General features: G+C 73.6%; 18 protein-coding genes. 10 read left to right on the forward strand and 8 right to left on the reverse strand.

Features of this window, described 5'->3' with window-relative positions; genetic code table 11:
- Positions 1-133 precede the first annotated feature (133 nt).
- Positions 134-313, forward strand: coding sequence for a hypothetical protein (locus LUZ64_RS02965; RefSeq protein WP_087928364.1), 180 nt, complete (start codon positions 134-136; stop codon positions 311-313).
- A 113-nt stretch (positions 314-426) separates the two neighbouring features.
- Here the strand turns inward: LUZ64_RS02965 and LUZ64_RS02970 are convergent, their stop codons facing one another.
- Positions 427-1,233, reverse strand: coding sequence for a site-2 protease family protein (locus LUZ64_RS02970; protein ID WP_095578479.1), 807 nt, complete (start codon positions 1,231-1,233; stop codon positions 427-429).
- A 117-nt stretch (positions 1,234-1,350) separates the two neighbouring features.
- On the opposite strand from LUZ64_RS02970, the gene LUZ64_RS02975 reads away from it, so the two are divergent.
- Positions 1,351-4,848, forward strand: coding sequence for an AfsR/SARP family transcriptional regulator (locus tag LUZ64_RS02975; protein WP_095578480.1), 3,498 nt, complete (start codon positions 1,351-1,353; stop codon positions 4,846-4,848).
- An 18-nt stretch (positions 4,849-4,866) separates the two neighbouring features.
- Here LUZ64_RS02975 and LUZ64_RS02980 read toward each other — a convergent pair whose 3' ends face one another.
- The 3 genes from LUZ64_RS02980 to panB form a co-directional block, all read right to left on the reverse strand.
- The gene (locus LUZ64_RS02980; protein ID WP_095578481.1) at positions 4,867-5,691 is read right to left on the reverse strand and encodes an ABC transporter permease; all 825 of its coding nucleotides are present in this window, start codon (positions 5,689-5,691) and stop codon (positions 4,867-4,869) included.
- Positions 5,688-6,722 carry an ATP-binding cassette domain-containing protein gene (locus LUZ64_RS02985; RefSeq protein ID WP_095578482.1) on the reverse strand — a complete coding sequence of 345 codons (1,035 nt, stop codon included), beginning with the start codon at positions 6,720-6,722 and terminating at the stop codon, positions 5,688-5,690. The genes LUZ64_RS02980 and LUZ64_RS02985 overlap by 4 nt, the downstream gene beginning before the upstream one ends.
- A 209-nt stretch (positions 6,723-6,931) precedes the next feature.
- A complete protein-coding gene (panB, locus tag LUZ64_RS02990; protein ID WP_095578483.1) occupies positions 6,932-7,810 on the reverse strand; it encodes a 3-methyl-2-oxobutanoate hydroxymethyltransferase in 879 nt (292 codons plus the stop codon).
- 162 nt (positions 7,811-7,972) lie between these two features.
- Between panB and LUZ64_RS02995 the strand changes: the two genes are divergently transcribed.
- From LUZ64_RS02995 to LUZ64_RS03015, 5 genes are all read left to right on the forward strand, one after another.
- A complete protein-coding gene (locus tag LUZ64_RS02995; RefSeq protein ID WP_095578490.1) occupies positions 7,973-9,640 on the forward strand; it encodes an MFS transporter in 1,668 nt (555 codons plus the stop codon).
- A complete protein-coding gene (locus tag LUZ64_RS03000; protein ID WP_095578484.1) occupies positions 9,637-10,350 on the forward strand; it encodes a TetR/AcrR family transcriptional regulator in 714 nt (237 codons plus the stop codon). Before LUZ64_RS02995 ends, LUZ64_RS03000 begins: the two co-directional genes overlap by 4 nt.
- A 365-nt stretch (positions 10,351-10,715) precedes the next feature.
- Entirely contained in the window at positions 10,716-11,657 is a 942-nt protein-coding gene (locus LUZ64_RS03005; RefSeq protein WP_372472001.1) for an endonuclease/exonuclease/phosphatase family protein, read from the forward strand.
- A 249-nt stretch (positions 11,658-11,906) separates the two neighbouring features.
- Positions 11,907-13,115: an MFS transporter gene (locus LUZ64_RS03010; protein WP_095578486.1), complete on the forward strand. Its 1,209-nt coding sequence runs from the start codon at positions 11,907-11,909 to the stop codon at positions 13,113-13,115.
- 47 nt (positions 13,116-13,162) lie between these two features.
- Positions 13,163-13,381 (forward strand): DUF2277 domain-containing protein, encoded by a 219-nt coding sequence (locus LUZ64_RS03015; protein WP_095578487.1) that lies wholly within the window; start codon positions 13,163-13,165, stop codon positions 13,379-13,381.
- Positions 13,382-13,390: 9 nt separating this feature from the next.
- Here the strand turns inward: LUZ64_RS03015 and LUZ64_RS03020 are convergent, their stop codons facing one another.
- The 4 genes from LUZ64_RS03020 to LUZ64_RS03035 form a co-directional block, all read right to left on the reverse strand.
- Positions 13,391-14,092: a DsbA family oxidoreductase gene (locus LUZ64_RS03020; RefSeq protein ID WP_095578488.1), complete on the reverse strand. Its 702-nt coding sequence runs from the start codon at positions 14,090-14,092 to the stop codon at positions 13,391-13,393.
- Positions 14,093-14,187: 95 nt separating this feature from the next.
- Positions 14,188-15,939, reverse strand: coding sequence for an NAD+ synthase (locus LUZ64_RS03025; RefSeq protein WP_095578489.1), 1,752 nt, complete (start codon positions 15,937-15,939; stop codon positions 14,188-14,190).
- Between the two features lie 188 nt (positions 15,940-16,127).
- Entirely contained in the window at positions 16,128-17,741 is a 1,614-nt protein-coding gene (locus LUZ64_RS03030; RefSeq protein WP_095581733.1) for a multicopper oxidase family protein, read from the reverse strand.
- A gap of 112 nt (positions 17,742-17,853) precedes the next feature.
- The gene (locus tag LUZ64_RS03035; protein ID WP_232390104.1) at positions 17,854-18,660 is read right to left on the reverse strand and encodes a hypothetical protein; all 807 of its coding nucleotides are present in this window, start codon (positions 18,658-18,660) and stop codon (positions 17,854-17,856) included.
- Positions 18,661-18,806: 146 nt separating this feature from the next.
- Between LUZ64_RS03035 and gadC the strand changes: the two genes are divergently transcribed.
- The 3 genes from gadC to glnA2 all read left to right on the forward strand — a co-directional run bounded on the left by gadC (position 18,807) and on the right by glnA2 (position 22,843).
- The gene (gadC, locus tag LUZ64_RS03040; protein WP_095583515.1) at positions 18,807-20,288 is read left to right on the forward strand and encodes a glutamate/gamma-aminobutyrate antiporter GadC; all 1,482 of its coding nucleotides are present in this window, start codon (positions 18,807-18,809) and stop codon (positions 20,286-20,288) included.
- Between the two features lie 196 nt (positions 20,289-20,484).
- The gene (locus LUZ64_RS03045; RefSeq protein WP_095583520.1) at positions 20,485-21,357 is read left to right on the forward strand and encodes an alpha/beta fold hydrolase; all 873 of its coding nucleotides are present in this window, start codon (positions 20,485-20,487) and stop codon (positions 21,355-21,357) included.
- Positions 21,358-21,481: 124 nt separating this feature from the next.
- Positions 21,482-22,843: a gamma-glutamylpolyamine synthetase GlnA2 gene (gene glnA2 / locus LUZ64_RS03050; protein WP_087928381.1), complete on the forward strand. Its 1,362-nt coding sequence runs from the start codon at positions 21,482-21,484 to the stop codon at positions 22,841-22,843.
- Positions 22,844-22,991 lie beyond the last annotated feature (148 nt).

Consider the following 22,991-nt stretch of genomic DNA (forward strand, 5'->3'; position numbering starts at 1 on the left):
ACGCCCGGCCGGGGGCGGGGCGGGCCCTGAAAGGCCCCCGACGGGTCCCGAGGGGCCTCAAGGGGCGCCGAGGGGCGGTGGGGGACAATGGGCGGGATCGTACGCATGCGCCCCCGGACAGGAGCCTCCCCCCATGCCCCGCCTCGCCCTCTACGCCCTCGCCGTCTGCGTCCTGGCGGCCGTGGCGGCCGTCGTCTCCTTCGCACAGGGCAGCTGGCTCGGCATCGTCTGGGTGCTGATGCTCGGCGTCTCGTCCAACATCGCCTGGTACTACATCCGCAAGGCGAAGAACGACCGGGCGGCGGCGGAGTAGGGCTCCGGTCCGCCCGGCGGCCCGGGCGGCGCCGCGACGGGAAGGGGCGGGGCCGGGGAAGATCCCCGGCCCCGCCCCTTCCCCGCCGGCCGGTCGTGGCCGCGTGTCGGTCGTCAGTCCAGCACGATCCCCGTCAGCGACGGGATCTCCGGCGTCCCCTCCCAGAAGCGGAACAGCTGCTGGCCCCAGTACGTGTCCCACTCCGTCACCCGCAGCCCGTGCAGCACCGCGTCGATCATGTCGAAGAAGGCGATGTTCACCTCGGGGATCCACAGGATCCCGAAGACGGCCAGTATCCCGAACGGCGCGAAGGGCTCCACCTGCCTGCGCACCTTGTACGACAGCCACGGCTCGACGACCCCGTAGCCGTCCAGGCCCGGCACCGGCAGGGAGTTGAGGATCGCCGCGGTCAGCTGGAGCTGCGCCATGAACGCGAGCGCGTACCGGAAGTGGTCCGGCACCCCGTCCATCGCGCCCAGCCAGAACGGCGCCGTGACCACGAGCGCGAACAGCACGTTCGTCAGCGGGCCCGCCGCCGAGATGAGGCTGTGCCGCCAGCGGCCGCGGATCCGGTGCCGTTCGATGAAGACGGCGCCGCCCGGCAGTCCGATCCCGCCCATGATCACGAAGATCACCGGGAGCACGATGCTCAGCAGGGCGTGGGTGTACTTCAGCGGGTCGAGGGTCAGATAGCCCCGGGCCCCGACCGAGAGGTCGCCGCCGTGCAGGGCGGTGCGGGCGTGCGCGTACTCGTGGAGGCAGAGCGAGACGACCCAGCCCGACACGATGAACAGGAAGACGGCGAAGCCGGGGCTCGCCGAGAAGTCCGTCCACACCGCCCATATGGAGACCGCCATGATGGCGACGAGGGCGAGGAAGACGGGGCTGACGCGCCGTTCGCCGCGGGTCGCTGTCGACATTCGAGTGTGCTCCTGAGGGATGTGGGGTGCGGACGTACCCGGCGACGTTACTTCCTCCGCCCCGGGCCGGCACAACGCCTGCGGCGGCCGGGGCGGGGCCGGGGGGAGAATGGGGCGGTGCGTTACGGCATCCTCGGCACCACTCAGGCCCATTCCGGCGACGGTCACCCCCTCGCCCTCGGCGGCGCGCGGCTGCGCGCCCTCCTCGCCGCGCTCGCCCTGCACCCGGGGCGGGTCCGGACCGCCGAGGCGCTGATCCGCGACGTCTGGGAGGCCGATCCGCCCGCGGACGCCCCGGGCGCGCTCCAGGCGCTCGTCGGCAGGCTCCGGCGGGTGCTCGGACCCGGCGCGGTGGACTTCGTGGCGGGCGGCTACCGGCTGTGCGCCGGACCCGAGGACGTCGACCTCCACCGCTTCCGGCGGCTGGCCGACGAGGGCGCGGCGGCCCTCGCCGGCGGTGACCCCGGGAAGGCGTACGACCTCACGGGCGAGGCGCTCGCCCTGTGGCGCGGCCCGGTCCTCGCCGACCTGCCCGGCCGCGCGGCGTCGGCGCCGCGCCACGAGGCCCGGCGGTTGGACGCCCGCCGTACGCGGCTGGCGGCGGCGGTCGCCCTCGGCCGGGCGGCCGCGTCCCTGCCCGAGCTCGCGGACCTGTGCGCCGAGCACCCGCTGGACGAGCCCCTGCACGCCCTCCGCCTCCGCGCCCTGCGGGCCGCCGGCCGCCCGGCCGAGGCCCTCGCCGCGTACGAGAGCCTCCGCACCGCCCTCGCCGACCGCCTCGGCACCGACCCGGGCCCCGAACTCCGCGCGCTGCACACGGAACTCCTGACACCGGCCCCGCTGCCGGGGGAGCCGCGGCGGGGCGCGGCGTCCGGCGGACACGCCCCTCCCGGGCCGGTGCCGGGAGGACCGACGCCCGGCGCCACGCCGGCCCACCGGGCCGGCGGCCCCGGTGACCTCGCCCGGGGCGCGGGCGCGGCACCCGCGCCGCGCCTCACCCCCGCGCCCCCGCCGCCCGGCAACCTCCGGGCCCGCCTCACCTCCTTCGTCGGGCGGGAGGAAGAGCTGGAGCGGATACGCGCCGACCTCGGGCGGCACCGGCTCGTGACGCTGCTCGGGCCCGGCGGCGCCGGGAAGACACGGCTGTCGCAGGAGGCCGCCGAAGCCGCCGCGGCCGGGCCGGAAGGGCCGGGAAGCGGGGCCCCGGCGTGGCCCGACGGGGTCTGGTTCGCCGAGCTCGCGCCCCTCGACGACCCCGGCACCGTGCCCGAGGCCGTGCTCACCGCGCTCGGCGGCCGGGAGACCGTCGTGCGCGGCGGCACCGCCGAGGGCGTACGGGCCGCCACCGACGCGGCCGACCCCCTCGCCCGGCTCGTCGAGCACTGCGCGCCGCGCCGCATGCTGCTCGTCCTCGACAACTGCGAGCACGTCGTCGACGCCGCCGCCCGCCTCACCGAGACCGTCCTCGCGCACTGCCCCGGCGTCACCGTGCTCGCCACCAGCCGCGAACCCCTCGCCGTCCCGGGCGAGCAGGTGCGGCCCGTCGAGCCGCTGCCCGACCCGGTCGCCCTGCGCCTGCTCGCCGACCGCGGCGCGGCGGCCCGCCCCGGCTTCCGGACCGAGGACGACCCCGAGGCGTGCGCCGAGATCTGCCGGCGCCTCGACGGGCTGCCCCTCGCCATCGAACTCGCCGCCGCCCGCCTGCGGATGCTCGACCCCCGCGGGCTCGCCGACCGCCTCGACGACCGCTTCCGGCTGCTGACCTCCGGCAGCCGCACCGTACTGCCGAGACAGCAGACCCTCCGCGCGGTCGTCGACTGGTCCTGGGACCTCCTGGACGAGCCCGAACGGGCCGTCCTGCGCCGCCTGTCGGTCTTCTCCGGCGGCTGCGACCTCGCGGCCGCCGAGGAGGTGTGCTCCGACGGGCCGGGCGCGGAGCGGGCGCCGGACGATGCCGTCGGGGCGCGGGACGTCGCCGCCCTCCTCGGCTCGCTCGTCGACAAGTCGCTGGTGGTCGCCGAGCCCGCGGCAGGCGGCGGGATGCGCTACCGGCTGCTGGAGACCGTCGGGGAGTACGCCGCCGAGCGGCTGGACGAGGCGGGCGAGCGGGCGGGCGCCGAGCGGCGTCACCTGGTGGCCTATCGCGAGCTGGCCCGCACCGCGGACCCGCTGCTGCGCGGCCCGGCCCAGGCCGGCTGGCTGGAGCGGCTGGAGCTGGAGCACGACAACCTGCGCACCGCCCTGCGGCGCGCCGTCGCGGCGCGGGACGAGCAGGAGGCGCTGTGCCTGGTGCTGTCCCTGGGCTGGTTCTGGCAACTCAGGGAGCACCGCGCGGACGGCGCGCACTGGGCGGAGGTGGTGGGGGCGATGGGCCCCGACCCGTTCGCCGAGCCGGTCGCCCCGGTCGCGCCGCTGTATGTGACCTGTACCGAGCGGCCGCCGCCGATGTCGCCCGAGGTGCTGGTGGAGGCACGGCGCGGGGTCCATCTGACGCGGCTGGTCAGCATGACCGACATGGGCCTGGTCCACCTGCCGGAGACGCAGCGCAGACTGCGCGCCATCGCCACGGCCTACGGTGACGTGCCGCCGCAGAGCTGCCGCCTGCCGGGCTTCATCGTCTTCTTCGCCTTCCTCATGACCGGCGATTTCGAGGGCCTCTACAGGATCCTGGACACGATGGCCGCCCGCTGCCGCGAGCTGGGCTACGCGTGGGAGCTCGGTCATGTGCTGCAACTGCGCTCGAAGATCTTCAACGACCAGCCCGGCGGGCTGGACCAGGCCACCGCGGACGCGGAGGAGAGCGTACGGATCTTCCGGCGGCTCGGGGACTCCTGGGGCGTGGCCGAGGGGCTGACGGGCCTGGGCGAAGTGCACGAGCGGCGCGGGCAGTTCGGCCTGGCGGCCGAGGACTACCGGGAGGCCGTCGAGCAGGTCCGCGAGATCGGCTCCACCGGGCAGCTGCCGGCGCTGCGCGCCCGGCTCGCCGGGGCGCTGGTGGAGGCGGGCACCGTCGGCGACGACGAGGGCGAGCGGATGCTCCGCGACGCCATCGCGGAGGCGAAGCAGGGCAACACGGACGCCGCGATCTTCGGCAGGCTGCAGCTCGGTGTGCGGGTCGCCCGCGCCGGGCGGACGGCCGAGGCCCGGGAGATCTTCGAGGAGCTGATGGCGGACTTCGGCATCCGCTCGGTGGTGATGTTCGAGAGCCTGATGTGCGGTCAGATGGCGTGGCTGGACACGCTGGAGGGCCGCCCCGCCGACGCCCTGCCCAGGCTGCGCAAGGCGCTGTCGATGGCCGGCGACCCGCTGTCGACGCTGGCGGTGCCGCAGCTGCCGATGACCCACCTGCTCTTCGCCGCCCTCGCCCACGCCGCGCTGGCCGGCGGGGAGCTCACGGAGCCGGCGGCCCGGGAGGGGCACGCGCTGCGCGCCGCCCGGCTGATGGGGGCCGGTGACGGCCTGCGCCCGGCCGACTTCCCGGCGGCGTCGGTGGAGCGCGAGGTCCGCGAGCGCACGGAGGCCGGGGCGCGGGAGGTGCTCGGCGACGGTGCGTACGAGCGGGCGTACACCGAAGGCGGCGGTCTCACCCTGGAGGAGGCCACCGCCCTCGTATGACGCGGACACCGGCCCGCCTCAGGTCTTGCTGCGGAACTTCGAGACGGCGAGCGGTGCCGTCACCACCGTGATCGCCACGGCCCAGGCCAGCGTCATCCACACCGAGTGGGCGACAGGGCCGCCGCGCATCAGGTGGCGCGAGGCGTCGGCGAGGTTGGACAGCGGGTTGTACTTCGTGAAGCCCTCCAGCCAGCCGGGCATCTTGGCCGTCGGCGCGAAGATCGAGCTGCCGAACTGAAGCGGCATCAGGATGATCATCGCCATGCCCTGGACGGCCTGCGGGGTCTTCAGGGACAGGCCGAGCAGGATGAAGACCCACATCAGCGAGGCGCCGAACACCATGGACAGCGCGACCGCGGCCAGCAGGTGCAGCGGGGTGGTCGTGACGGACAGGCCGAGGGCGAAGCCCATGCCGAGCAGGATGGCGGTGGCGACGAGCATCCGGCCGACCTCGACCACGATCTTCGCGACGAGGACGGAGGACCGGGATATCGGCATGGTGCGGAAGCGGTCCATCACCCCCTTCTTGAAGTCGTCGTTGACACCGGTGCCGACGGCCATGGCGATGTTCATGCCCTGCATGGCCATCAGGCCGGGCACCAGGTAGTTGAGGTACTCCTGCTCGTGGCCCTTGCCGGCCATGGAGCCGCCGAAGACGTAGGTGAAGAGCAGGATGAAGATGATCGGCATGATCACGGCGTCGAACATCGACTCCGGGTCCGCCTTGATCTGGAGCATGTTGCGGCGCGCGAGGGCGCCGATGTGCCGCAGATTGGCCCGCAGGCCGATGCGGCCCTCGCGGACGGGCGCCGCCGCGGGCGCGCTGACCGTTGCCGCGCTCATGCGGCGACCTCCTGGGGTGCGTCGGTGCCGGCGCCGTCCTCCTGCGGGATGGACGCCTTCTGCCCGGTGACGGCGAGGAAGACCTCGTCGAGGCTCGGCAGGTGGGTGGAGATGCCGGAGATCGCGAAGCCGCGCGAACCCAGCAGGCCGACCACGGCGGTCAGCTGTTCGTCGCTGATGATGGGGACGTTGACGACGCCCTCGGCCTCGTCGGCCGTGGCACCGGAGATGCCGTCCAGCCCGGCCTGGGCCAGCGCGCCGACCATCCGGGCCAGCTCGCCCCGGTCGGCCGGGCGGATCTGGAGGGTGCGCCCGCCGACCTTCGCCTTCAGCTCGTCGACCCGGCCGCCCGCGATGACCCGGCCGCGGTCGATCACCGTCAGCTCCTGGGCCAGCTGCTCGGCCTCCTCCATGTACTGCGTGGTGAGGAGGACGGTGGAGCCCTCGGAGACCATCCGCTGGACCTCCTGCCACACCTCGTTGCGGGTGCGGGGGTCGAGACCGGTGGTGGGCTCGTCCAGATACAGCACGGCGGGCCGGCCGATCATGGAGGCGGCCAGGTCCAGCCGGCGGCGCATACCGCCGGAGTACTGCCCGGCGGGGCGCTTGGCGGCCTCGGTGAGGGAGAAGCGCTCCAGCATCTCCTCGCCGCGGCGGCGGGCGTCCTTGCGGGAGAGGTCCAGCAGCCGGCCGATCATGTACAGGTTCTCGAAGCCGGAGAGCTTCTCGTCGACCGAGGCGTACTGGCCGGTCAGGCCGATCACGCGGCGCAGCTGCCGGGGCTGGGCCACCACGTCGTACCCCGCGACGCGGGCGGTGCCCGCGTCGGGCCGGAGCAGGGTGGACAGGCAGCGCACGAGGGTGGTCTTGCCGGCGCCGTTGGGCCCGAGCACACCGAGGACCGTGCCCTCGCGCACGTCGAGGTCGACGCCGTCGAGCGCCTTGGTGGCGCCGAAGTGCTTGACGAGGCCACGGACTTCGACGGCGTTCCCGCCGCTGCCCGCCCCCCGTGAGGTGTCGTTTCGCTTCATGACCCCCACAGTGCCAGCGGCCACTGACAACGCGCCTACAGGCCGCCGACAGCCGGCCGACGGCCCCGGAAGGAGGGTGTCGGCCGGCAAGGGGGAGGGGAGGGCCTTCGGTGAAGGCCCTCCGAGTGGGAGCCCTTCGAGTGGAAGCCCTCCGAGTGAGAGCCCTTCGCGCGGAGGCCCTCCGAGGAGAACCTCCGCGCGGCGGTCCTCTAGTGGAAGGAGTGCTCCTCGGCCGGGTAGACCCCGCCGACGACCTCCTCGGCGAAGGACTTGGCGGCGTCGCCGAGGACCTCGCGCAGCTGCGCGTACTGCTTGACGAAGCGCGGCAGGCGGCCCGGCGTCAGGCCGGCCATGTCCGTCCACACCAGCACCTGGGCGTCGCACTCGGCGCCCGCGCCGATGCCCACGGTCGGGATGTGCAGGACGCGCGTGACCTCGGCGGCCAGCTCGGCCGGCACGACCTCCAGGACGACGGCGAAGGCGCCCGCGTCCTGCACGGCCTTGGCGTCGCGCAGCAGCTGCTGCGCGGCCTCCTCGCCGCGGCCCTGCACCGGGTAGCCGCCGAAGGCGTTGACCGACTGCGGGGTGAGGCCGATGTGGGCCATGACCGGGATGCCGGCCTCCACCAGCAGCCTGATCTGGTCGGCGGAGCGCTCCCCGCCCTCCAGCTTGACCGCGCCGGCGCCGGTCTCCTTGATCAGCCGGGTGGCGTTGCGCAGGGCCTGGACGGCGCCCTCCTGGTACGAGCCGAAGGGCAGGTCGGCGACGATCAGGGCGCGCTTGGTGCCGCGGACGACCGCGGCGGACAGTACGGCGATCTCGTCCATCGTGACGGGCACGGTGGACTCGTAGCCGAGGTGACAGTTGCCCATGGAGTCGCCGACGAGGAGCACGGGGATGCCGGCCTGGTCGAAGACGGAGGCGGTCATCGCGTCGTAGGCGGTGAGCATGGGCCACTTCTCGCCGCGCGTCTTGGCGGCGGCGATGTCGCGGACGGTGATGCGCCGGGAACTGGTGCCCCCGTACAGCGCCTTGCTCGCGTCGCTCGCGGCGGGGCTGCTGTCGGGCTTGTTCAAGGCATGCGTCATGGCGGTCGCTCCTGTGGTTCGTCTCGAGGCGCCCTGACGGCGTCCCCGGATCACCTCCATGCTGACACGCCCCGCGCGGCCGGACCAGGCCGGTCTTTCGTCTTCCGTAAAGACTTTCCAATACGAGACGGTTCCGTATCGGAAAGAGCTACTCTGGTGAGCATGTCAACCGTTCCCCCCGGGTCCGGGCCGGGCCCGAGCGCAGCCGCCCCTGATCCCTCGGAGATAGTCGTCCCGGCCGGCCGCCGGGTTCCCGAGTCCGTCCACCGCAGGCGCTGGGCCATCCTCACCGTGCTGCTGTTCAGCCTGCTGGTCGTGGTCCTGGACAACTCGATCCTCAACGTGGCGATGAAGACGATCGCCTCACCGGCCCCCACCGGCCTCGGCGCCACCCAGAGCGAGCTGGAGTGGGCGATCAACTCCTACACGCTCGTCTTCGCCGGGATCCTCTTCACCGCGGGCCTGCTCGGCGACCGGCTCGGCCGGAAGAAGGTGCTGCTCTTCGGCATGGTGGTGTTCGGCATCGGCTCGGTGCTGTCCGCACTCGCCGGCTCGTCCGGCGAGCTGATCGCCTTCCGGGCCGTGATGGGCTTCGGCGGCGCGTTCGTGATGCCCGCCACCCTCGCCATCATCATGAACGTCTTCGAGCGCGAGGAGCAGCCCAAGGCCATCGGCATCTGGGCCGGCGCGGTCGGCCTCGCCATCGCCATCGGCCCGATCACCGGCGGCGTCCTGCTCGACCACTTCTGGTGGGGCTCGGTCTTCCTCGTCAACGTCCCGATCGTCATCATCGGTCTGATCGCGATGGTGCTGCTCGTCCCCGACTCCAAGGACCCGAACCCCGGCCGCCTCGACCCCCTGGGCGTGCTGCTCTCCGTGGCCGGTCTCGTCCTGCTCGTCTACGGCATCATCAAGGGCGGCCAGCTCGCCGACTTCACCGAGCCCGAGGTCTTCGGCACGGCCGGCGGCGGTCTGCTGATCCTGGTGCTCTTCGTGCTCCACGAGCGGCGCAGCGCGCACCCCGCCATCGACGTGCGCTACTTCCGGAACCCCGCCTTCTCGGCGGCCGTCTCCTCCATCGCGCTGGTCTTCTTCGCGCTGATGGGCACCACGTTCTTCATCGTCTTCTACACCCAGAGCCTGCGCGGCTACACCCCGCTCCAGAGCGGCCTGCTGCTCCTGCCGCTGGCCGCCGCCCAGATGATCTTCGCGCCGAGGGCCCGGCTCGTCGTCGACCGGTTCGGCGCCCGCGCCGTCTGCGCCGTCGGCATGGTCCTGGTCGCCGCCAGCACCGCCGGCTTCCTGTTCCTCGACGCGGACACCCCGATCTGGGTCCTCGAAGTGCTCTGCTTCGTCCAGGGCACCGCGATGGCCCACATCATGCCGCCCGCCACCGTCTCGATCATGCAGTCGCTGCCGCGCGAGAAGGCCGGTTCCGGCTCCGCCGTGAACAACACCTTCCGCCAGGTCGGCGGCGCGCTCGGGGTCGCCGTCCTCGGCTCGGTGCTCTCCACCACCTACCGGAACGGCATCGGCGACGAACTGGACGCCGTCCCCGGCCTGACCGACTCCGCGCGGCACGCCGCCGGCGAGTCCATCGAGGCGACCCTCGGCCTCGCCGAGAAGCTCGGCCCGGCCGGCAAGGCCCTCGTCGCGCCCGCCAACGACGCCTTCATCCACGCCATGCACATCACCGTCGTCGGCGCCACGGGCGTGGCGCTGCTCGGCGCCGCCGTCGTGGCCCTCTTCCTGCCCGGGCGCGGCAGCGCGCAGGCCGGCCAGGCCCCGCGCCCGGAGGCCGAGCGGGAGCAGACGGGAGCGGACGCGTGACGGGCCCGACCCGGGAGGCGGCGGCCGCGGAACCCACCGGGGCGGTCACGGAACCCGTCGGAACGACCGCGGAATCCACCGGAACGGCCGCGGAACCCGCCGGGGCGGTCGCGGGGCGCGGCCGCCCGCGCAACGCCGCCGTCGACACCACCGTGATCGAGACCGTCCTCCGCCTCCTGGAGGACGGCGTCACCATCAGCGACCTGTCGATGGAGCGCCTCGCCCGCGAGGCGGGCGTCGGCAAGGCCACCCTCTACCGGCGCTGGGCCGGCAAGGAGGAGCTGATGCTCGACGTCCTGCGCTCCCTCGACGACACGGGCCCCGAGCCCGCCGGCCGCTCCGTCCGCGACGACCTCGTCACCATGCTGGAGTTCCTCCGCAGGCGCGGCCTGGCCAAGCGCTCGTCCGCCGTGCTGCGCACCGTCGTCACCCAGGTCCAGTCGCACCCCAAGCTCTGGAAGGAGTACCACGAGACGGTCGTCACGGCCCGGCGCGAGGCCGTCTACGCGGTGCTGCGGCGCGGCATGGCGAGCGGTGAGATCCGCGACGACCTGGACGTCGAGCTCCTCGCCGACCTCTTCGTCGCCCCGATGCTCTCCCGCGCCATGCTCCACGAGTGGAAGGAGCTCTCCGAGGGGCTCGCCGAGCAGATCGTCGACGCGGTCCTGGAAGGCGTACGACCCCGGCCCGCGGCACCGCCCGCTCCGTAGCCGGGCCATGTGCCGGTCGGGCCGTGTGCCGGCCGGGCCATGTGCCGACCGGTCCGGCCCGTCGGCGGTCCGGGACCCCGGCCGGCCGCCGGTGTCCGGCCGTCCGCTCCGAATATGCCCGTTGTGTCACAGCACGCCCCCCGGCCGTGTCCTCCCGGAACCCCGGTCGCCCGGACGGTCGTCCTCCAGACCGAAGCCCCACCCGGGGCGGCCGGAACGCCCCGGGCGCCGATGATCACCTATCGTCGGTGCGCGGGGCCGCAGCGGACGAGGCAGTGAGGACAGCGATGGCGCAGGCGTACATGCAGGAAACGGGCCGAGACGGGACGGGTCCGGAGCGGGCCGGTTCCCGGGCCCGGCGCCTCATGGACCAGTGGCGGGGCCGCGACGTCTGGCGGCGGGGCGTGGTCCTCGCCGTCCTGGCGGCGCTGCTCGGACTGCTGATGCTGCTCCACACCCACCTGCCCAACAAGGTCGGCAACCTCGGCAGCCTCACGGAGACCTTCCTGCCCTGGCTCGGCCTCGGCATCCCGGTCCTGCTCGTCCTCGCCGTGCTGCGCCGCTCGGCCACCGCGCTGGTGGCCCTGCTGCTGCCGGTGGTCGTCTGGACGAACCTCTTCGGCGGCCTGCTCGGCGACAAGTCCGCCAAGGGCGGCAACTTCACCGTCGCCACCCACAACGTGAACGCCGAGAACCCCGACCCCGAGCGCACGGCCAAGGACGTCGCCGCCTCGGGCGCCGACGTCGTGGCCTTGGAGGAGCTCAAGCCCTCCGCCGTGCCGACGTACGAGCGGGCCCTCGCGAGCACGTACGCGCACCACTCCGTGCAGGGCACGGTCGGCATATGGAGCAAGTACCCGCTCCAGCTGGCCCAGCCCGTCGACATCCGCATGGGCTGGACCCGCGCCCTGCGCGCCACCGTCAAGACCCCGCAGGGCCCGGTCGCCGTCTATGTCGCGCACCTGCCCTCGGTCCGCGTGAAGTTCAACGCGGGCTTCACCGCCGGGCAGCGCGACAGCAGCGCCGAGGCCCTCGGCCGGGCCATCGCCCGGGAGCCGGAGAAGAAGGTCATTCTCCTCGGCGACCTCAACGGCACCATGAACGACCGCTCGCTCGCCCCCATCACCTCGCAGCTCCGCTCCGCCCAGGGCGCGGCGGGCGACGGCTTCGGCTTCAGCTGGCCGGCGACGTTCCCGATGGCCCGCATCGACCAGATCATGGTGCGTGGCATGGAGCCGGTCTCGGCGTGGACGCTGCCGGACACGGGCAGCGACCATCTGCCGGTGGCGGCGCGGGTCAAGATCTGACGGGTGCGGGTGCGGGTGCGGGTGCGCCTGCGGCGGGCCTTGTCCCCACCCCGCCCCTTCCCGAATTGTCCTCAAACGCCGGACGGGCTGATTCTCAGCCCGGTTCCGGGCAACGAACCAGCCCGTCCGGCGTTTGAGGACCGGGGCCCTGGGCGGAGCCCCGGTTCGGGTAGGGGCGGGGTGGGGACAAGGCCCGCACCTCACCCCGTAGCCTGGAAGGCTCCCCGCATCCTTCCGGAAGGTCCTCCCATGCCCCTGGCGCTGCTCGCGCTCGCCGTCTCCGCCTTCGGCATCGGAACGACCGAGTTCGTGATGATGGGCCTGCTGCCCAACGTCGCCGACGACCTGGGCACCTCCGTCCCCACCGCCGGATACCTGGTCTCCGCCTACGCCCTCGGCGTCGTCGCCGGTGCCCCGCTGCTCACGGCGATGGGCTCCCGGATACCGCGCAAGCGCATGCTCATCCTGCTCATGGGCGTCTTCGTGATCGGGAACCTCGCCTCAGCCCTGGCCCCGTCCTTCGGCACGCTCGTCGCGGGCCGGGTGCTGGCCGGGCTGCCGCACGGCGCGTTCTTCGGCGTCGGCTCGGTGGTCGCCACGAGGCTGGTGGCCGAGGGCCGGCAGGCCCGCGCGGTCGCGATGATGTTCCTCGGCCTCACCGTCGCCAACATCGTCGGCGTCCCCGCGGCCACCCTCCTCGGCCAGCACCTCGGCTGGCGCGCGACCTTCCTCGTGGTGACCGTCATCGGCCTCGTGGCCATGGCCGCGCTCGCCGCGCTCATCCCGCGGCTCCCGCGCGAGGAGGGCGGCGGCCTCGGCCGCGAGCTGCGCGCCCTCGGCAGCCGCCAGGTCCTGCTCGGCCTGCTCGCGGCCGTCTTCGGCTTCGCGGGCGTCTTCGCCGTCTACAGCTACCTGGCCTCCATGGCCACGGAGGTCACGGGCTTCTCCGAGACCTCCGTCACCTTCGTGCTCGCCCTCTTCGGTATCGGCATGACCCTCGGCATCCTCGTCGCGGGCCCCCTGACCGACCGGGCGCTGCGCCCCACGCTCTACGGCTCGCTGGCCGGCCTCGCGGTGGTCCTGGTCCTGTTCGACTTCACGGTCCACGTGAAGTGGGCGGCGCTCGTCACGGTCGTCCTGCTGGGCGCGGCGGGCTCCATGACCAGCACCCCGCTCCAGATGCTGGTGATGAACAAGGCCCGGCACGCCCCGACGCTGGCCGCCGCCTCCAACCACTCGGCGTTCAACCTCGCGAACGCGGGCGGTGCCTGGCTGGGCGGCGTGGCGATCGCCGCGGGCTGGGGCTGGACGTCCCCCACGCTGGTCGGCGCCGTGCTGGCGGTGACGGGCCTGGCCGTCGCGGTGGCGGCGGGACTCCTGGACCGGGCGCCGGCGGCTCCGTCGACGGTGGTCGCGAGGGGCGAGGCCGGGGCGGAGAAGCGCGAGAGCGTGCGCTGACGCCCGCGGGGGCGTGCCCCCGCGCCGCGCGGCGGCACACTGGAGGCATGTGCCGCAGTATCAAGACGCTGCGGCCGCCCATGACGCCCGACGTCGAGGACGCGGACATCACGGCGGCCGCCTTGCAGTACGTACGGAAGGTGTCCGGCTTCCACCGTCCGGCCGCGCACAACCAGGCCGTGTTCGAGGAGGCCGTGGACGCCGTCGCGCGGGCGACGAGGGAGCTCCTCGCGGGGCTGGAGGTGCGCGGCGCGGCGAAGGCGTGAGGCCGCGGGTCAGGCCCCGGCGGCCGGGACCTCGCAGGCGCCGTCCGCGCAGGACTCGCCGGCCTCCGGCGCGGGGGCGCCGGTCGCCTCGGCGACCTGCTCCAGGACGCGCAGGAACGTCTCCGTGTCCTGGCCGCCCTGCACGGCCCACCGGCCTTCGAAGACGAACGTCGGCACCGCGGTGACGCCGCGCCGGCGGCCCTCGTCGATCTCGGCGAGGACCTCGTCGCGCAGCTCGTCCCCGTCGAGGAACGCGGCGACCGGCGCCCGCTCCAGGCCGACGGCGACGGCCGCGTCGGCGAGCCGCGCGGCGTCGCCGATGTCGAGGCCCTCGCCGAAGTGGGCCTCCAGCAGGCGCCCCTTGAGGCGTGCCTGGGCCGCCGGGCCGTGCGTGTCGAGGACGAAGCGCAGCAGCCGGTGGGCGAGCAGCGAGTTGTTCTCGACGACCGTGTCGAAGTCGAAGGTGAGCCCCTCGGCCTCGCCGATCGCGGTGATCCGGTCGTCCATGGCGACGGACCGCGGCCCGTACTTCTCCGCCAGCACCGCACGGTGCGGCAGCGGCTTCTCCGGGGCCCCGGGGTCGAGCTGGAACGGCCGGTACACCACCTCGACACCGTCGGCACCCGGGAACGCGGCCAGCGCCCGCTCGAAGCGGCTCTTGCCGACGTGGCACCACGGGCAGGCGATATCGCTGTAGATCTCGACCTTCACTGCGCCGTCACTCCTCGTATTGCTTGAACTGTCAAGCAAAGCTAACGACGGGGGCCGCGTGGACATTCCCGTGCCGGCCGCCGTCGCCCGGGCGCTCAGCCCTTCTCGCGCCAGCGGTTCGTGATCGGCAGCCGCCGGTCCTTGCCGAAGCCCTTCGCCGAGATCTTCGTGCCCGGCGGGTACTGGCGGCGCTTGTACTCCGCCGTGTCCACCAGCCGCAGGACGCGGGTGACCAGCTCCGGGTCGAAGCCCGCCGCGATGATCTCCGCGTGGCCGCGGTCGCGGTCGACGTACAGCTCCAGGATCCGGTCCAGGACCTCGTAATCAGGGAGGGAGTCCGTGTCCACCTGGCCCGGGCGGAGCTCCGCGCTCGGGGGCTTGGTGATCGAGTTCTCCGGGATCGGCGGGGTCTCGCCGCGCCCGGCCGCGTCCGCGTTGCGCCACCTCGCGAGCCGGAAGACCAGCGTCTTGTAGACGTCCTTGATCGGCCCGTACGCGCCGACCGAGTCCCCGTAGAGCGTCGAATAACCGCACGCCAGCTCGGACTTGTTGCCCGGCGCGAGCACGATGTGGCCCTCCTGGTTGGAGAGCGCCATCAGCATGGTGCCGCGCAGCCGCGACTGGAGGTTCTCCTCGGCGAGGCCGGTCAGGCCCAGCGCGCCCATGTACGCGTCGAACATCGGCGCGATGGGCACGGTGCGCAAGCGCAGGCCGGTGCGCCGGGCGAGCTCCTCGGCGTCCCCGAGGGAGTGCTCGGAGGAGTACCGCGACGGCATGGCCACGCCGTGGACGTTCTCCGCGCCGACCGCGTCGCACGCGAGCGCGGCGACGAGCGCGGAGTCGATGCCGCCGGAGAGCCCGATCAGCACACCGCGGAAGCCGTTCTTGGCGACGTACGCGCGCAGGCCCGTGACCAGCGCCTTGTAGACCTCCTCATCGTCGCTGAGACGCGGCGCCGGGCCGGGGCGCGGCTCCGGCTCGTACGCCGGGAGCGGATCGGCCGAGAGGGTGACGTGGTCGACGCGCAGACCGTCGTCGACGATCCCCGACGGCGGCTCGGCGGGCGCGGCCGGCAGGTCGAGGTCGATCAGGACGCACGTCTCCTCGAACTGCGGGGCGCGCGTGAGGACCTCGCCGTCACGGTCGACGACGATCGTGTCGCCGTCGAAGACCAGCTCGTCCTGGCCGCCGGTCATCGCGAGGTACGCGGTCGTGCAGCCCGCCTGCCGGGCGCGCGTGCGGACCAGCTCCAGACGGGTGTCGTCCTTCTCACGCTCGTACGGCGAGGCGTTGACCGACAGCAGCAGCCCGGCCCCGGCGGAACGGGTGGCGGGCACCCGGCCGCCCTCCTGCCACAGGTCCTCGCAGATGGCGAGCGCGACGTCGACGCCGCGCACCCGCACCACGGGCAGCGTGTCGCCGGGCACGAAGTACCGGAACTCGTCGAAGACGCCGTAGTTCGGCAGGTGGTGCTTGGCGAAGCTCAGCGCCACCGCGCCGCGGTGCAGCACGGCCGCGGCGTTGCGCGGCGCGCCGGCCGGCTGGCCGAGGCGGGTGCCGCCCTCGCTGCGGTCGAGGTAGCCGACGAGCACGGGCAGCTCGCCGAACCCCTCGGCCGCGAGCCGCCCGGCGAGCCCGGCCAGCGCGGCACGGCTGGCCTCGACGAAGGACGAGCGCAGCGCGAGGTCCTCGACGGGATAGCCCGTCAGGGCCATCTCGGGGAAGGCGACCAGGTGGGCGCCGCGCTCCGCCGCGTACCGGGTCCGGTGGACGATCGCCTCGGCGTTCCCGGCGAGATCGCCGACGCAGGAGTCGATCTGGTTCAGGGCGAGACGAAGTTGTGCCACGGGGGCGAGTGTAATCGTCTGACTGACGCGATGGGGGTCCGGCGCGGGGTTCGGGGGGCGGGGTCCGGGTGCGGGCGGGTGGGGCGGGGGTGGCGCTGCGCGGGGCCTTCCCCCACCCCGCCCCTTCCCGTTACCGGGGGCTCCGCCCCCGGACCCCCGGACCCCCGGATCCTCGAACGCCGGACGGCTTACCTTCTGTACCCCAGCACCGTCATCATCCCCGACTCCGCGTGGTACACGTTGTGGCAGTGGAGCATCCACAGCCCGGGGTTGTCCGCGTCGAAGTCCACCTCCAGCCGCTTCCCCGGCAGCACTACCGCCGTGTCCTTCCGCGCCCCGCCGCCCGGCAGCCCGAACGTGTGCCCGTGCAGGTGCATCGGGTGCCACATCGTCGTGCGGTTCACGAACGCCATCCGCACCCTTTCCCCCGCCGCCACCGGGTAGCGCTGCGACGGCGTGTACTTCCGGCCGTTGATCGCCCAGTCGTACTTCTCCATAGAGCCGGTGAGCGCGAAGGTCAGCGTGCGGTCCGGGCGCCGGTCCTTCAGGCGCACGCTCGCGTCCGCCTTCAGCCGGTCCGCCGTCAGGAGCCTGCCGTCGAGCTCCCGGGGGCGTACGGACGCGTCGGGCGCCGTGCCGTCGGCGGTGCGCAGCAGTGCCAGCGCCGAGGCTTTCTTGCCTTCGGCCAGGGCGGTCAGCGGGAAGACTCCGTCCTTCGCCTCGACCAGCACGTCGTAGCGCTCGCCCATGCCCAGCAGCAGCGCGTCCGTCTCCGCGTGCGCGACGGGGAAGCCGTCGGTGTGCGTCACCGTCATGCGGTGGTCGCCGAGCGCGACCCGGAAGGCCGTGTCGCCGCCCGCGTTGACGAACCGGATCCGGATCCGGTCGCCGGGCCGGGCCCGGAACGTCCCGGGGTCGGCGGCCGTCCGCCCGTTGACCAGGTAGTGGGGGTACGCCACGTCTCCCGCGTCACCGCCCAGGAGGGAGCTCGTCGCCCCCATGAGCATGCGCGACGGGCCGGAGGAACCCGAGGGCTTCGGCGCGGCGCCCATGCCGTGACCGCTCATGTCGTGGCCGCTCATGTCGTGGCCGCCACCGTGGTCCATGCCACCGCCCCCGCCGCCGTGGCTCATCCCGCCCATGCCACGGCCCAGCTCCGCCAGCACCGCGTCCGGGGTGCTGCCGTCCACCCCGTCCACCCAGTCGTCCAGGACGACGACCCACTCCTTGTCGTACTTCAGCGGCTCCTTCGGGTCCTCCACGATCAGCGGCGCGTACAGCCCCCGGTCCTGCTGCACCCCCGAGTGCGGGTGGAACCAGTACGTGCCGGGGTGCGCGAGCGTGAAGCGGTAGTCGTGGGACGCGCCGGGCTTGATCGCGGGCTGGGTGAGGCCGGGCACGCCGTCCATGTCGTTGCGCAGGGCCAGCCCGTGCCAGTGCAGGGACGTGGGCTCGGGCAGGTGGTTGGCGAGGGTGAGGGCGAGGGTGTCGCCCGCCGTGACCCGGACCTCCTGGCCGGGCAGCCGGTCGCCGTACGCCCAGGTGTCGACGGAGCGTCCGCCGCCCAGGTCGACCCTGGTGCGGGTGGCCGTCAGCCGGACGTCGCGGACGGGTCCGGTGCCGCGCTTCGCCTCGGCGGCGGCCACCTCCTTGCCGTCCGGCGAGACGTAGTCGGCGGGCGGCGCGGTGGGCGCCTTGGCGTCACCGGGACCCGTGGAGTCCTGGGAGCAGGCGGTGAGCAGGCCGCCGCCGGCGACGGCGAGTCCCGCGCCGAGGACGGCGCGGCGGGAAGTCGTGCGCATGGGAAGTGCACCTCGTGGTGTCGGGTGTGCGGATGTCCGCGTACGGACGTGAGCGATCGCGTACCGCCGTGCGCGCGTACGGGGAGTACGGGCGGACGGCGGGCGCGCGTCGCTATACGCGCAGCACCGACAACCGGGCGAGGGACTTGTGCCGTGGCGGGGGAGGCAGGGGCCACAGGTCGCGCAGCAGAGCGCGGGCGGCGGCGGGGCGCGCCGCGAGGCGGCGCCGGAGAGCGGCGGCGGTGAGGAGGAGGACGAGGGCCAGCAGGGCGGCGCCGAGCACGGCGAGGCAGACGGACATGGGATCCATGCCGGTGCGGTGCGCGGGGTCGGAGACCCGGGGACCGCCGTGGGCGCGGGCGGACTGTTCCCCTGCCGAGAGCTTCGCCGCCGTCACGGCCTGCCCGGCCTGCCCGGCCATCCGCGCCGCCGCGTCCGTAGACCGGTCCGAGCGGTCGCCGGGAACGGCCGGGCGGGCGAGAGCGACCGACGCCAGGAGGGTGGACACGGGCGTGGCCGGACGAGCGGCAGCCGCGGATACGGGAGGGGGCGGGCCGGAGCGGGCGGTGGGCGGGGCGTAAAGCGAAGCAGCCCCGCCCACCGCCCGCTCCGGCCCGGCCCCGCACCCCGCACGGCAGGCACCCGCGTGATCGCCGGGACGCCCGGCGGCCGGAGCCGGGTGCGGGCCACCGCCGGGACCGGCCTCCACCCGGGCCCCGGCGGCCCCGTGCGCCCCGCCGGCCCCGGCATGCCCGGGCTCCGCCGCCGCGACCCCGTGGGTGCCACCGCCGGCCCCCGAGCCGGCCCCGTGGCCGCTCGTCGGGTGGCCGAGCGTGTGCATCGTCACGATGCCCATCAGGAGCGCCGCGAACAGCAGCAGACGGCCGCACCACGCGACCACCCTCCGCCGTTCTCCCACGTCAGCTCACCCCTCCGGCCCTCTCCGCGCTCGTCACTCCCTCCCGCACCCTACCCCCTCGGGGTATTCCTCTCCAGGTGTCCGGGGGTGGGATCATTGGGAGGAAAACAGCTCGAACGCTCGGCCCGAAGGACGCTCCCCCTCCCATGACCATCACGGAACAGGTGAGGGACGAACGTCCCCTCGCCACGGGCCCCGCCCTCCCGGGCGCCACCCAGACGCAGTTCATCTCATGGGTGACCCTCGCGATGATGACCACCGCGTCCGTCGCGAACCTGCGCCCTTCCCCCTCCATGGCGCTCTACGGCCTCGCCGCCGTCTTCCTCTACCTCGTCCCCGCCGTCGTCTTCCTGCTGCCGACCGCGCTCGTCTCCGCCGAGCTCGCCTCCGGCTGGACCGGGGGCGTCTACCGCTGGGTGAGCGAGGGGCTGTCCTCCAAGCCGCTGGGCTTCCTGGCCGTCTGGTGCCAGTTCGCGATGACGATCGCCTACTACCCGAGCCTGCTGGCCTACGTCGCGAGCACCTTCGCGTACGTCGTCGACCCGCGGCTCGCCGATAACGGCGTCTACGTCGCCGTCGTCATCGTCGTCATTTACTGGGCGGGCGTGCTGATCTCCTCGCGCGGTACGAAGGCGGTCGCCGGGCTCGCCGGCGCCGGTCTGGTGATCGGCACCCTGATCCCGGGCGTGGTGCTCGTCGTCCTCGGCATGGTCTTCCTCGGCCAGGGCAACGCCTCCGCCGCGCCCATGGACGCCGGCCACGCGCTGCCGCCGTGGACCGGGCTGGCCAGCCTCGTCCTGATCGTCAACAACTTCCTGTCCTACGCGGGCATGGAGATGAACGGCGTGCACGTGTCCTCGCTGCGAGAGCCGGGCAAGCAGTTCCCGCGCTCGGTCTTCGCCGCCACCGGACTTGTTCTGCTGATCTTCATCCTGCCGGCGCTGGCCATCAGCTGGGTGATGCCGGGCGAGGACCTCAGCCTGACCGCCGGGGTGATGCAGGCGTTCCAGGGCTTCTTCGACCACTTCGGCGTGGGCTGGCTGACCAAGGTCGTCGGTGTGCTGCTCGTCGCCGCCGCGCTCGGCGGCATGCTGGCCTGGCTGGCGGGCCCCTCCAAGGGGCTGCTGATGGTCGCCCGGCAGGAGGGCTATCTGCCGCCTGCCCTCCAGAAGCTGAACAAGAGGGGCGTGCCGCGCAACATCCTGGTCGCCCAGGGCGCGCTCACCACGCTCATCGCGCTCCTCTACGCCTTCCTGCCGGACGTCTCCAGCGCGTACTGGATCTTCTCGGTGATCACCACCCAGATCTACCTCGTCGTCTACCTGCTGATGTTCGCCGCCGTCGTCCGGCTGCGCACCACTCAGCCCGACCGGCCGCGCGGCTTCCGGGTGCCCGCCGTGCGGCTCGTCGCGGGCGCCGGCTTCGCCGCCTCGCTCGCGGCCATGTGCATCGGCTTCGTACCGCCGGAGCAGTTCGGCGGCGGCCCGCTCTGGCGCTACCTGCTGACCGTGGGCGGCGGCCTGCTGGTCCTCGGCTTCCTCGCGCCGCTCGCCCTGCTGAAGTTCCGCAAGCCGCACTGGGTGGCACCGGAACACCGGGCGGCCGGGGCGGCCGGGACGGACGGCTAGGGCCCGCCCGGCGACCGCCGGGCGGGGTGCGCCGCAGGTGTGCCGGGGGTGTGGCACGCGCCCCCGACCCGCGCCGGTACGGTCGTCTCGTCGCGCTCAGGCCGGTCAGGCAGCAAGGGTCCCCCTTCCGCTACCGTCGCCCGTCCGGGCGCGGCGGCGAACCGGACGTACCACTGAGGGGGACGGTGTGGAGAGCATGGCCGAAGAGACGCGACCACCCGGGCACATGCTGCGCGTGGGCGGCGTACCGCTGCACGTCGTGTGCGAGGGCTCGGGCCCGGTCTGTGTGCTGAGCGCGGGCCTCGGCATGGGCTGGTTCGACTGGGAGCCGGTGGTGCCGCTGCTCACGCCCCACCGCACCGTCGTCCGCTTCGACCGCCCCGGCCTGGGCTTCAGCGCCCCGGCCCTGGAACCGCCCACCGCGGCCGGGGAAGCCGCCCGGATAGGCGGCGTCCTCGACGCCCTCGGGGTGAAGGAGCCGGTCACGGTCGTGGGTCACTCCCTCGCCGGATTCCACGCCGAGGCGTTCGCCCGGCTGCACCCGGAGCGCACGGCGGGCATCGTGCTCGTCGACGGCAGTGTGGAGGAGGAACCCCGGCCCGCTCCCGCGCGCGAGCTGCGCACCACCGCCGCGCACGCCCGCGGCCTGGTCCTCGCCGCCACCGGCCTGCCCCGCGCCCTCGGCCCGTCCCTGCGCCGGCTGGCCGTCCGCGCCTCCTCGGTCAGCCGCCAGGACCCGACCTCGGCCGACCTCGTGCGCCGTACGTACGGCACCGGCCGGGTGGCACGCGCCCTGCTCATGGAGAACGCCCGTTACCGCGACGTCGCCGCCGAGCTGCTGGACCTCCGCGAGCACCACCCGATGCCACCCGTCCCGGTGAGCGTCCTCGCCGCCTCGCCCGGCACCGGCTCCACGCTGGAGCGCCGCTGGCTGGAGCGGCAGCGCGCCCTCGCCGACCGCCTCGACGGGCGCTTCGAGGCCGTGGCCCCGGCCGGCCACCTGCTGATGTACGACCGGCCGCAGGCCATCGCGGCGGCCGTGCTGGCCACGCCGCCTATCCGGGCATAAGTACGATGCACCCGTGAAGGGGTTCTCCTGGAAACCCCGCGGTAACCCGAGAACGCGATACTCAAGGCCCGGCACTCGCCACAGCCGCTGATACGAGCCGTCCGACCTGCAAGGATAGGTAGATATGGATAAGCAGCAGGAGTTCGTGCTCCGCACGCTCGAAGAGCGCGACATCCGGTTCGTGCGGCTGTGGTTCACCGACGTCCTCGGCTATCTGAAGTCCGTGGCCGTCGCCCCGGCCGAGCTGGAGCAGGCCTTCGACGAGGGCATCGGCTTCGACGGCTCCGCCATCGAGGGCTTCGCCCGGGTGTACGAGTCCGACATGATCGCCAAGCCGGATCCGGGCACCTTCCAGATCCTGCCCTGGCGCGCGGAGGCCCCCGGCACCGCCCGGATGTTCTGCGACATCCTCATGCCGGACGGCTCGCCCTCCTACGCCGACCCGCGCTACGTCCTCAAGCGCATCCTGGCCAAGACCTCCGACCTCGGCTTCACCTTCTACACCCACCCCGAGATCGAGTTCTTCCTCCTCAAGGACAAGCCGGTCGACGGCACCCGCCCGGTGCCCGCCGACTCCTCCGGCTACTTCGACCACACCCCGCAGAACGTGGGCATGGACTTCCGCCGCCAGGCCATCACCATGCTCGAATCCATGGGCATCTCGGTCGAGTTCAGCCACCACGAGGGCGCCCCCGGCCAGCAGGAGATCGACCTCCGCTACGCCGACGCGCTGTCCACGGCGGACAACATCATGACCTTCCGCCTGGTGATGAAGCAGGTCGCCCTGGAGCAGGGCGTGCAGGCCACCTTCATGCCCAAGCCGTTCTCCGAGTACCCGGGCTCCGGGATGCACACCCACCTCTCCCTCTTCGAGGGCGACCGGAACGCCTTCTACGAGTCCGGCGCGGAGTACCAGCTGTCCAAGGTCGGCCGGTCCTTCATCGCGGGCCTGCTGAAGCACGCCGCCGAGATCTCGGCCGTGACCAACCAGTGGGTCAACTCCTACAAGCGCATCTGGGGCGGCTCGGCCCGCAGCGCCGGCGCGGGCGGCGAGGCCCCCTCGTACATCTGCTGGGGCCACAACAACCGCTCCGCGCTCATCCGCGTCCCGATGTACAAGCCCGGCAAGACCGGCTCCGCCCGGGTCGAGGTCCGTTCCATCGACTCCGGCGCCAACCCCTACCTGACCTACGCGGTGCTGCTCGCCGCCGGCCTCAAGGGCATCGAGGAGGGCTACGAGCTCCCGGCCGGCGCCGACGACGACGTGTGGGCGCTGTCCGACGCGGAGCGGCGGGCGATGGGCATCGAGCCGCTGCCGCAGAACCTGGGCGAGGCGATCGAGCTCATGGAGCGGAGCGAGCTGGTGGCGGAGACGCTCGGTGAGCACGTCTTCGACTTCTTCCTGCGCAACAAGAAGCAGGAGTGGGAGGAGTACCGCTCCGAGGTGACCGCTTTCGAGCTGCGGAAGATGCTGCCGGTGCTGTAGGGGAGCGCGGGGGGCCTCTCCCCTCCCCGTGTCCTCCGGGTGCCCCCGGCCGCCGGACGGGCGCCTTCCGCCACCCGTCAGGGCGCGGGGGCCCGGGGCTATGATCCTCATCAAGGTCGGCGCGGGCCGGCCCGGGCCGCCGGCGGCG

This window comes from Streptomyces albireticuli (genome assembly GCF_021228125.1).
Classification (GTDB): domain Bacteria; phylum Actinomycetota; class Actinomycetes; order Streptomycetales; family Streptomycetaceae; genus Streptomyces; species Streptomyces albireticuli.

Bases quoted from the DNA above. Each gene is read 5' to 3' on its own strand.
- LUZ64_RS02965 (WP_087928364.1), top strand. From the start codon at position 134: ATGCCCCGCCTCGCCCTCTACGCCCTCGCCGTCTGCGTCCTGGCGGCC.
- LUZ64_RS02970 (WP_095578479.1), bottom strand. From the start codon at position 1,233: ATGTCGACAGCGACCCGCGGCGAACGGCGCGTCAGCCCCGTCTTCCTC.
- LUZ64_RS02980 (WP_095578481.1), bottom strand. From the start codon at position 5,691: ATGAGCGCGGCAACGGTCAGCGCGCCCGCGGCGGCGCCCGTCCGCGAG.
- LUZ64_RS02985 (WP_095578482.1), bottom strand. From the start codon at position 6,722: ATGAAGCGAAACGACACCTCACGGGGGGCGGGCAGCGGCGGGAACGCC.
- panB (WP_095578483.1), bottom strand. From the start codon at position 7,810: ATGACGCATGCCTTGAACAAGCCCGACAGCAGCCCCGCCGCGAGCGAC.
- LUZ64_RS02995 (WP_095578490.1), top strand. From the start codon at position 7,973: ATGTCAACCGTTCCCCCCGGGTCCGGGCCGGGCCCGAGCGCAGCCGCC.
- LUZ64_RS03005 (WP_372472001.1), top strand. From the start codon at position 10,716: ATGGACCAGTGGCGGGGCCGCGACGTCTGGCGGCGGGGCGTGGTCCTC.
- LUZ64_RS03010 (WP_095578486.1), top strand. From the start codon at position 11,907: ATGCCCCTGGCGCTGCTCGCGCTCGCCGTCTCCGCCTTCGGCATCGGA.
- LUZ64_RS03015 (WP_095578487.1), top strand. From the start codon at position 13,163: ATGTGCCGCAGTATCAAGACGCTGCGGCCGCCCATGACGCCCGACGTC.
- LUZ64_RS03030 (WP_095581733.1), bottom strand. From the start codon at position 17,741: ATGCGCACGACTTCCCGCCGCGCCGTCCTCGGCGCGGGACTCGCCGTC.
- gadC (WP_095583515.1), top strand. From the start codon at position 18,807: ATGACCATCACGGAACAGGTGAGGGACGAACGTCCCCTCGCCACGGGC.
- LUZ64_RS03045 (WP_095583520.1), top strand. From the start codon at position 20,485: ATGGCCGAAGAGACGCGACCACCCGGGCACATGCTGCGCGTGGGCGGC.
- glnA2 (WP_087928381.1), top strand. From the start codon at position 21,482: ATGGATAAGCAGCAGGAGTTCGTGCTCCGCACGCTCGAAGAGCGCGAC.